Annotated in this window: 9 protein-coding genes; 3 read left to right on the forward strand and 6 right to left on the reverse strand. The window is 72.3% G+C overall.

The genetic code is table 11. The annotated features are described in order from the left end of the window. Positions 1 to 196 precede the first annotated feature (196 nt). Complete coding sequence (locus ACF08N_RS37190; protein WP_392329141.1) at positions 197 to 1,240, forward strand: substrate-binding domain-containing protein; 1,044 nt, start codon at positions 197 to 199, stop codon at positions 1,238 to 1,240. Positions 1,241 to 1,449: 209 nt separating this feature from the next. Here the strand turns inward: ACF08N_RS37190 and ACF08N_RS37195 are convergent, their stop codons facing one another. The 4 genes from ACF08N_RS37195 to ACF08N_RS37210 form a co-directional block, all read right to left on the reverse strand. After that, complete coding sequence (locus ACF08N_RS37195) at positions 1,450 to 2,160, reverse strand: TSUP family transporter (RefSeq protein WP_392329142.1); 711 nt, start codon at positions 2,158 to 2,160, stop codon at positions 1,450 to 1,452. Further along, entirely contained in the window at positions 2,157 to 3,545 is a 1,389-nt protein-coding gene (locus ACF08N_RS37200; protein WP_392329143.1) for an amidohydrolase family protein, read from the reverse strand. The genes ACF08N_RS37195 and ACF08N_RS37200 overlap by 4 nt, the downstream gene beginning before the upstream one ends. Then, complete coding sequence (locus ACF08N_RS37205; protein ID WP_392329148.1) at positions 3,542 to 4,921, reverse strand: uracil-xanthine permease family protein; 1,380 nt, start codon at positions 4,919 to 4,921, stop codon at positions 3,542 to 3,544. Before ACF08N_RS37205 ends, ACF08N_RS37200 begins: the two co-directional genes overlap by 4 nt. Before the next feature lie 645 nt (positions 4,922 to 5,566). After that, complete coding sequence (locus tag ACF08N_RS37210) at positions 5,567 to 6,364, reverse strand: alpha/beta fold hydrolase (protein ID WP_392329144.1); 798 nt, start codon at positions 6,362 to 6,364, stop codon at positions 5,567 to 5,569. 435 nt (positions 6,365 to 6,799) lie between these two features. Here ACF08N_RS37210 and ACF08N_RS37215 point away from each other — a divergent pair, with 435 nt between their 5' ends. Together ACF08N_RS37215 and ACF08N_RS37220 are read left to right on the forward strand one after the other, a co-directional pair. After that, positions 6,800 to 7,534, forward strand: a complete 735-nt coding sequence (locus ACF08N_RS37215) for a hypothetical protein (RefSeq protein ID WP_392329145.1) — start codon at positions 6,800 to 6,802, stop codon at positions 7,532 to 7,534. 95 nt (positions 7,535 to 7,629) lie between these two features. Beyond that, positions 7,630 to 8,427 (forward strand): alpha/beta fold hydrolase, encoded by a 798-nt coding sequence (locus tag ACF08N_RS37220; protein WP_392329146.1) that lies wholly within the window; start codon positions 7,630 to 7,632, stop codon positions 8,425 to 8,427. Between the two features lie 95 nt (positions 8,428 to 8,522). Here ACF08N_RS37220 and ACF08N_RS37225 read toward each other — a convergent pair whose 3' ends face one another. After that, on the reverse strand, positions 8,523 to 9,038 hold the full coding sequence (locus ACF08N_RS37225) for a DUF2165 domain-containing protein (RefSeq protein ID WP_392329149.1): 516 nt from the start codon (positions 9,036 to 9,038) through the stop codon (positions 8,523 to 8,525). A 158-nt stretch (positions 9,039 to 9,196) separates the two neighbouring features. Next, a complete protein-coding gene (locus tag ACF08N_RS37230; protein WP_392329147.1) occupies positions 9,197 to 9,499 on the reverse strand; it encodes a gas vesicle protein K in 303 nt (100 codons plus the stop codon). Between the last annotated feature and the right edge of the window lie 101 nt (positions 9,500 to 9,600).

Raw genomic sequence — 9,600 nt, forward strand, 5'->3', positions numbered from 1 at the left:
GCCCCCGCGGCCCCGCGGGGGGGCGCCCCCCGCCCCCGGTCCCCCGGTAACCGGGGGGGGCCCCCCACCGGGGGGGGGGGGGCGGGGGGGGGGGGGGGGGGGGGGGGGGGGCGGGGGGCCGGGCCCCCCCCGCCGCGCCGTTCGGCGAAGATGGTGGTGTCACAACCTCCACCGCACGCGAGGAGCGTCCCCGCAGATGCCCACTTCCGGTTCCGGCCCGAGGCCGCCGACGATCGCCGATGTCGCCCAGGTCGCCGGGGTGTCGCGCACGACGGTCTCGCACGCCCTCAACGGGCTCGGCAAGGTCGACCCCCGGACACGGGAGCGCATCAAGCGGGTTGCCGCCGAGCTCGGTTACCGGCCCAATCTGCGGGCACAGCGGCTGCGGCGCGGGCAGGCCAGGGCCATCGCGCTCGCCTCCTCCATGCCGTTCGCGGTGGCCGGGGGGCCGTCCCGGCTCGGGTTCTACATGGAGGTCGCCGCCGCTGCCGCCGAGAGCGCCCTGCTGCACGACTACGCGCTGGTCCTCGTGCCGCCCGTGCAGTCCGGGTCCGCCCTGTACTCCGTCGACATCGACGGGGCCATCGTCGTCGAGCCCGATGCCGACGACGCGGCGGCGGCGCAGTTGAAGGAGCGCGGGCTGCCGTACGTGGCGCTCGGCAGGCCCGTGTCGCCGGACGAGGACGCCCCGTACGTCGACCTGCGCGGAGGGCTCGTCGCCGAGCTGCTGCTGGCCCACCTGCACGAGCAGGGGGCACGCCGGCCGGCCCTGATCATCGGCTCCGGCGCACGGCACTCGTCGGTGGACGCGCGCGACGCCTACGAGCGGGTCGCGAAGGAGCACGGCTGGGCGCCGATCGTGGCGACCGTGCCCGAGGCGGGCGGCGAGCAGGCCGGCTACGAGCGGTGCGCGTCCCTGCTCGCCGAGCACCCCGGAATCGACGCGGTCTGCGCACTTGTGGACGCCTTCGCGGTGGGCGCGGTCCGGGCTATCCGGGACAGCGGGCGGGCCGTCCCGGACGACGTCATGGTCGTCACCCGGTACGACGGCCTGCGGGCCCGGACCTGCGAGCCGCCGCTGACCGCCGTCGACCTGCACCTGGACCGGGCGGCGGCCGACGCGGTGGAGCTGCTGCTGGGCCGGTTGCGCGGCGACGCCGCCGCCACGAGGGTGGCGACGGCGCCCGAGCCGCAGGTGATCGCCCGTGCGTCGTCCCTGCGGGCCACGCCCGGTCCCTGAGCCCCGCCGCCCGGTCAACGGGCGGAGTGTCGCGCCCTGTTCGTACGCGTCAGAGCCGGAGCCGGACGGGTCCGAGCCGGGGGGCCGCTGCGCGGGGCCGTTTCCCCACCCCCCTTCCCGAAACCGGGGGCGCTGCCCCCCGGACCCCCGCGCCTCAAACGCCGGCGGGGCTGCATTGGCCGGACAGGTAAGACCCGAGCCGTAACGGATCACAGCCCGAGCATGAGGACCAGACCGGAGACCAGGGCGAAGACGAGGACGAACAGACGCATCCGCCGTGCGTCCAGCCGGTGGTGCACCAGGCGGCTCAGCCACGCCCCCGCGGCGATCGCGGGCACCAGCGCGAGCGCCCACCCGAGGTCCCCCGTATTCCCCTCCCCCGTCGCGAACAGCAGGACCAGGGAGGCGACTTCACCGACGAGGAAGCACACGGCGACGGTGGAGCGCAGCTCGCCGGGCGGCCGGTGCTGGTAGACCAGCGCCAGCGGCGGACCGCCGACCCCCGTCGCGGTCTCGGTCAGGCCGGTCACCGCGCCCGCGCCCACATAGGCGGCCCGGCCGGGTGTGAACGCCGGCGCCGCCAGGCTCACCACGGCCGCCAGCACGGTGGCGAGGCCCACGAACAGGCCGAGGCTGCGGTCCGGGATCAGCCAGAGCAGCGCCAGCCCGCCGGGGGTGGCGGCGAGCCGCGCGGCGGTGATCCAGCCCGCGCCGCGCAGATCGAGCGCGGCGCGTTCGCGCCAGGCGACGTACAGGTTGAGCGGGATCATCGACGCCAGGACGAACACCGGGAGCAGGCCGGGATCGAGGATGCCGGCCACGGGGGCGACGATCAGGGCGAAGCCCAGCCCGCTGCTGCCCTGGACGAACGCGGCGGCGGTGACCGTGACGGCGAGCACCGCCAGTGTCTCGGTGGTCACCGTGCCGTGCTCCGTTCCCGTGCCGCCGTGGAGGTGGGGTGCACGCGGGTGACGGCGGCCCTTCCCACGGCGGCGCGGGCCAGTGCGACCGCCTGACGCACGAGCGCGGGGCCGTCCCAGCCGACGGGTCGGCCGCACCACAGGCGCATGCGTCCTTCGACGAACACCGCGGTGATCTGGTCGCGGTTGCCGCGCCGTACCAGCTCCCAGGGCAGGTCCCAGGAGAGCGCGAGTTCCGGGTTGGTGACGTCGACGAGCAGGAAGTCGGCGGCCAGTCCCTCGGCGACGGTGCCGGTGCGCGCGCCGAGGCCGACGGCGTCGGCGCCGCCGCGGGTGGCGTGCTCCAGCCAGGTCCAGCCCGCACCGCAGGACGAGTCGCCGGTGACCAGCCCGTACGCGAGCCGCTGGGCGGACTCGGCCGCATCGGCGAGGCGGAACCCGTCGCCCCGGGTGCCGTCGGTGCCGAGCCCGAAGCGGACGCCGCGTTCGGCCATGGCGGTGGCGGGAGCGACGGCGTTGCCCTTCCAGGCACTGGCGACGGGGTTGTAGCTGACGGCCGTACCGGTGTCGGCGAGCAGGGTGAGCTCGCGCGGGGTGAGGAGGGTGGCGTGCGCGGCGAGCAGCTGGGGGCCGAGCGCGCCGATGCTGTGCAGGTGCTCGAGGGGGCGCAGGCCGTGGCGTACGAGGGAGCGTTCGACGCCGGCCAGGTGCTCGTTGACGTGGATCTGGACGACGGCCCCGGACTCGGCGGCGAGACGGGCGGTGCGCCGCAGGGTCGCCTCGGTGGCGGCCTCGGGGATGGAGACGGCGAGGGAGGGGTGGACCAGCGGGTCGCCGTCGTAGCGGACGAGGTGCTTCTCGGCGCGGTCCAGGACGGACGGGTTCTCGTCGTCGGCGTCGTTGCACACCAGTCCCAGCACGCACCGGATTCCGGCGTCGCGTGCGGCTGAGGCGACCACCTCGACGTCGACTCCGGCGCGGGTTCCGGCGTCGGCAACGGTGGTGAACCCGCCGCGCAGGGCTTCGAACGCGGCGAGTTTGGCCGCGACGTAGGCCGATTCCTCGTCGAGCGCGCCCTCCAGCGGCACCCACACCCTGCGGAAGATCTCCGACGGCTCACCGAAGGCGAGCGCGGAACCGAAGCTCTGCGTGAGGTGGTGGTGGGCGTCGACGAAGCCGGGCATCAGGAGGTGGCCGGGCAGGCGTACGGGGTCGAGGTGCGGATGCGTGCGCACCAGCTCCTCGGCGGGTCCCACGGCGCGGAAGGAGCCGTCGGCGACGACGACCGCGTGGCCGTCGGCGGGGCCTTCGGGCAGCAGGACCGCGTCCGGTAGGAGGAGGAGCGGGCCGGAGCCGTTCAGGAGGTCGTCGGTGAGCTGGTTCATCGGTCGCTTTCCGTGCGGGCGGTGGTCAGGCGGGCGACGATGCCGGGCCTGACGTGGTGGAAGAGGATGTTGAGGACGGCGGCGACGAACGCGCCGACGGCGACGCCGCTTTCGAGGAGGATGCGGACGTTCGGCGGGAAGCCGCCGTACACGCCGGGCACGAGGATCGGCAGCAGACCGAGCGCGAGGGCGACGGCGCAGATGAAGGTGCTGGTGTGCCGGTCGAGGTCGGAGCGGCCGAGCATCTGCACACCCAGCACGGTGATGACGGCGAAGACGACCATCGCGGTGCCGCCGACGACCGCGGACGGGATGACGCTGATCGCGCGGGTCACGGGTGCGAGGAACCCGATGGCGATGAGGACGACACCGGCCGCGGCGGTCACGAAGCGGCTGCGTACGCCCGTGACGCGGACGATGCCGATGTTCTCGCCGCTGGTGACCATGAGCGGCAGTCCGAAGAACCCGCCGAAGAGCGAGGTGAGCGCGTCGCCGCGGACGGTCTTGGGGACGTCGGTGCGCTTGTCGATCTCCTTGCCGACGGCCTCGGCGTTGATGACGGTCTGGCCGGTGGCCTCGGCCATGGAGGCGAGGCTGTAGAGCATCAGCGGCAGGGCGGCGAGGAGGTTGAACTGGGGGGAGCCGACGGGCATCAGCTGCGGCACGGTGAGCAGGCCGCCGTCGGCCGCGCGTCCGAGGTCGATGCTGCCGAGGACCGCGGCGAGACCGGTGCCGGCGAAGAGCCCGAGCATGACGGCGAGCTGGCGCAGGATGCCGCTGAAGAGCAGGTAGAAGGCGACGGTGAACCCTATGGTGGCGATGCCGAGACCGAGATCGGTGGGGTCGGCGAAGCCGGGCTCGCCGGGGCGTCCGGTCACGAGGACGGCGCCGACCTTCACCAGGTTGACGCCGACGATGACGATCATCGTGCCGATGACGAGGGCCGGGAAGAAGGCGAGCAGCCGCGAGAAGACGGGCAGCACGACGAAGTAGAAGGCGGCGGTGAGGATCACCGCGCCGGTGGCGGTGCGCAGGCCGTGCTGCTCGGCGATGGCGAGGAAGAGGATGAGCGGCGCGCCCCCCGGCAGCATCACGAACGGCAGCCGGGGCCCGAACTTCCACGGTCCGAGCGACTGGATGAGGGATCCGACGCCGGAGAGCACGAAGGCCGCGGAGAGCAGGTTGACGGTCAGACCGGGGTCGAGGCGGAGGGTCGCGCTCATCAGGAAGATCGCCGAGATGGGGGTGGCGGCCATGACGAGGACGTGCTGGATCCCGAAGAGCAGGATCCGGCCGAGGGGGCGGGATTCGTCGACGGGGTGGGGTGTCTCGGGTGCGGATGCGGGGGCGGGTGTCGGTTGTTCCGCACCGGGCAGGGTCTGTCGGGGACTGGACACGTTCAGGCTCCGTTCGGGCGTTTCGGCACGCTCGGATTTCAGCCGCGATCCGGCCCTGGACGGAGAGCCAAATCGATTTGGCCAAATCGATTTGGCCGCCAGTATCCGAGGACGGTCGCCGACCGTCAAGAGGGGCAGCGGAGGCCGGTGGGTCGGCTGGAACGCTGCGGGCATGACCACGGATGCCGCCGCGAGCGGAATCCGAGGCCTGCCGACCCGCGCCTGTTCGCCCCCGCCCGCCGCCTGCTCGGGGCGGCGAGCGAGGCCGAGGACGCGGTCCAGGGCACGCATCTGCGCCGGAGTACGGCCGACCGGGCGTCGATCCGCATGCCCGCCGCGTGCCTGACCACGGCCCTGACCAACCCTGTGTCTCAAGCCGCTCGCCCCGGCACGCGTCCGGCGCGAGCGGAACACTCCGGAGTTGGCCCTTATCGGCACCGACAGGTCGGCGCCGCGCGTACGGGCGGCGAAACCCGGCACCGCGGAAGGCGCCGTTGCATGAGGTGCGCGTGATGGCGCTCGGCGGGCGTAGCGGGTCGCATGGCATCACCGCCTGGTACTCCAGCGTGACTTCGCGATCCTGCGCCGGGACGACGACGCAGCGGCCCCGCGTGGTTGCGACGGCTATGTACCCACGCGCAGGAGCGGCCTGACGGTCCGGACCAGCTCGTCCGGTTGATCGAACTGGGGCGTGTGCGAGCCGGGTGTCCGTAGCACCTCGACCCCCACCCGCCCGGCCAGCCACGCGGCGACCTCGTGGAAATAACCCGGTGAATCCTCGCTGACCAGGACATGAGCAGGCGTGGTGATGCCGGCGAGCGCCGAGTCGTCGGGGCGGTAGGACTCGAACGAACCCAGCTCCACGCCGACCAGCGTCTCACCGTTCGACGTCATTCTGTCGCGCAGGTCCGTGGGCACACGGTCCCAGATCGCATCGCCGACCGCGAAGCGGAAGAAGCGGTCGACAGCTGCGGGAGGCCCTCCCTCTGCCATCCCCTCCTGAATGGCCGCCCCCACTCCTGCCTGCGCCGCCGCCGGGTCGCCCACCACCGAGATCATCGGAGGCTCGTGCAACACCGCGGAGCGGACGACACCAGGACGGCGGAGCAACAGGTCGAGGGCAAAGATCGCCCCGTAGCTGTTGCCGAACACGGCGGCGGGAGCGAGCCCGAGCTCGGAGAGGAGCGCCGCCGCGTCGTCGGCCTGCTCGGCCACCGACGTCGTCTCCCAGCCGTCGGGCCGGAGGCTGCGCGAATTGCCTCGCCGGTCGTAGGTGAGCACGGTGAACTCATCGGCGAGCAGGTCCGCAACGCGTTCGAAATGTCCGGCATCACCGGTCGCGCCGGCGATGAACACAACCGGTGGGCCGGTGCCCCGCAGCTCGTAGTAGATGTCTGCCCCGTTCACGGCGATCGACGACACGGCGACCTCCTCCACTCGGCCCTCGGCATCCCGGCTCTGCCGGATGCTGCCACCTCCCCTGGCAGGGCGGACGGGGCGCGGCGAACGGTGTCACCTGCAGGTGGGCGCGTCGAGCGGCCGAACGGCCATGGACGCCGCCCGCCGACCGGCCATGTTCGACCAGGCATGGCTCGTGTCGCGGGGCGGCTCTGGTCCGGGCAGGGCATACGCCACGTGAGAGGCTGTGCCATCGAGGGCCGAACAGGAACGATCACCGCATGACGAGCCACGACGAGGCACCCACCGGCCTGAGCGCCTCGGTGGCCGAGGACCGGAGAAATGGGGAAGGTACGCACGCCTGAAGTGGCAACTCACCACGACGATCGCGCGTTGAACCCTCGAACGGAGCGTTCCGCGCACGCGCACCGCACGGCCCCATGCGATCAGGAGGATTCCATGAACGCCGTCGAAGACGGACGGCAGCAGCTGGACGCGGTCAGCGTCCTCAACGCGAAGCAGACGCTCCTCCAGCTCCTCGCCCGGGCGGGCGTCTTCTTCGGCGACGCGGAGGAGCTGATCGGGCTCGTCGAGGCCGGTGCTCTCGCCCTCGCGCACAGGGAGATCAGCGGAACCGGGCGGAGCGCGCCGGAGCAGGAGAAGGGCGAACTCTACGAGTCAGGCCGGCGCGACGGCATCCAGATCGTCACCGACCAACTCGGCGACCTCGCCGAGCGAGCGCTACGGCGCGCCGTCGCCTCCGATGCGTCGGCCCCCTCTCCGGACGACCGGCCTCGCGTCAGGAAGATGCAGGTGGAGCGAGCGATGGTGGCGATCATGCCGCTCTACCTCTCGTTCACCGCCGTCTCCGACCTCGATCCCGAGGTCTCCGAGCAGGTGCTCACCGCCGTCCTCGGCACCATGAACTCCAGGCAGCGGGCCGCATACGCGGGGCGGCTGGCGGAGTTCGCCTCCGACAACCGAGTACGCCTGGAGCGACTGTACGAGCAGTACGGACCCGGCAGCACCATCGCGATCCACGGCCGCTACACCCTCATCCACTCCCCCACGAGCCTCGCCGTACTGGAACGACTTGCCACGGCGCCGTCGGCGTTGCGGGAGGAATGGGACGCCGCCGAACTCCCGCCCGCATGGCTCCAGGGACTCACAACAGCCTGGGGATCGCCTGCGTGACCTCATAGCAGAAGTGCGCGACGCCGCTTCGGCCTCTGGACTCCCGCGACATGGGCCATAATTCCTCGTCGAGTCCGGCCATGAAGGAGCGGAAAGTGCGCGACGCCGCCGTCACCCCCGGTGGAGACCGGATCCGCTGGGTCGAGCTGCCGGGGCAGGAACCGCCGCGCGTCTACGTGCACGGTCTGGGCGCCAGTTCGCCGGCCTACTTCACGGAGGTCGCGGTCCATCCCCTGCTCGCCGGCCGCCGTTCGCTGCTGCTGGACCTGCTGGGGCACGGCATCAGCGACCGGCCGGCGGACTTCGACTACACGTTGGAGTCCCATGCCGATGCCCTCGCCGCCGCGCTCACGTCGGCGGGCGTCGCAGACGCGGAGGTGATCGCGCACAGCATGGGCGGCTCGGTGGCCATCGTCCTGGCCGCGCGTCACCCGCACCTGGTGTCCCGCCTCGTGCTGGTCGACGCCAATCTCGACCCGATCCCGCACGCGCCCGGCGCATCGGGCAGCAGCGGCATCGCGGCCTACTCCGAGCGGGAGTTCCTCGCCCGGGGCTGGCGGGAGGTAGGCGACCGGGTCGGGGCGCACTGGTGGTCCACGATGCGCCTGGCGGGCCGTGAGGCGCTGCACCGCAGCGCGGTCCACCTCACGCGCGGAACGGTCCCGACGATGCGCGAACTCCTGCTGGACCTGAAGATCCCGCGCACCTTCCTGCTGCCCGAGGCCGACGGGCCGCTCGCCGGCGCCGACGCGCTCACCGCGGCCGGGGTGTCCGTGGTCGCGATCCCCGACTGCGGGCACAACATCATGCTGGACAAGCCGGAGGCGTTCGCCCGCGCCACCGCGGCCGCTCTGGACGGAGACCAAGGCGCTGCGGTGCGGGCCGTTCATTGAGATTCAGGAGGCCGTGGTCGCCGCGCAGGGGGACCGGATCGGCCGTCGTGGCTCCACCGCACGCCCGCCCCGCGCAGTCCGCAGGTGCCGGTGTGTCAGCTCCCGTCCGCCCGCGCGGACGGGAGGTGGACCACCACGAGAGCGAAAGCCGCCAACACCACGTTGCGCGCCGCCGCGTCCAGGCCGTTCCAATCCGAGGACTGCCACATGGCGAACCACTCGCCACCGATGGCGATGAACCCCAGCCCGAAGAGCAGCAGCACCATCACCAGGCCCACCGTGCTCGCCCGACGGGCGCGGTCGTGGGCGCGTTGGCGCAGACCCGTCGCCCACAGCCACGTGGCGAGCAGGAGGACGGCGGCGGCAAGGGTCTCCCAGACAATGATCGCGACATAGGCGGTGTTCTGCAGCGCCGGCGACTCGATCGCCCGCCACATCAGCTGCGGGTCCTTGAATGTGGTGTCCATGGCGAGGACATGCTGGACGAACTGCTGGTTCGTCCCGAAGTCGGTGATGTTGCCGAAGGCCACCAGCGTCATGTAGACCGCCATGGTGCCCGTCAGAACGGCCGCCGCGACGGGCACGGTACCGAGCCTCAGCAACCGGTCCAGCCGACCGCCGCCCCGGATGCCGCCGTCGTCCGCCACGCCCGTCCCCCTCGCTCGCCACTGCCGGCCTCTCGCCGTCGCCCGGACATCAACTCTCGCATGGCGGCGGCCTGTTGACGTCGGCGCTCCACGAGATCGTGATGAATTCCGAATGATGTCACTCAGCCGGTGTTCCGCGAGAGCAGGGAGCCGAGCGGTCCGAGGTCGATGTCGAGATCGTCCATCGTGAGGTCGTAGCGGTCGCACAGCTCGGTCATCCGCTCCTGGAGGATCATCAGCGTCATACCGATGCGTTCCTCCTGGTCCTCGCTCAGATCGCCCTCGTCGACGCGGTGCAGCGCCGTGCGCTCCATCAGCTGCCGCAGCAACTCCACGAGGGAGAGCACGAGTTTGATCAGATCCCGTTCCACTGCCTCCGGGTCCGTGTCCAGACGCCGGGCCGTCGCACGGGCTTCGCCGCTCATCGGGTCCTCCGTAAGTTGTTAGGCGGCCCGGGAGGGCCGGATGTGGCTTATCGGGTCTTGCCAGTCGTGGCTCCGAAGGAGTGGCCGTCCGGCTCTCCAGG

Origin of the sequence: Streptomyces sp. NPDC015127, assembly GCF_043080095.1 — a bacterium.
In the GTDB taxonomy this organism is placed as follows: Bacteria; Actinomycetota; Actinomycetes; order Streptomycetales; family Streptomycetaceae; genus Streptomyces.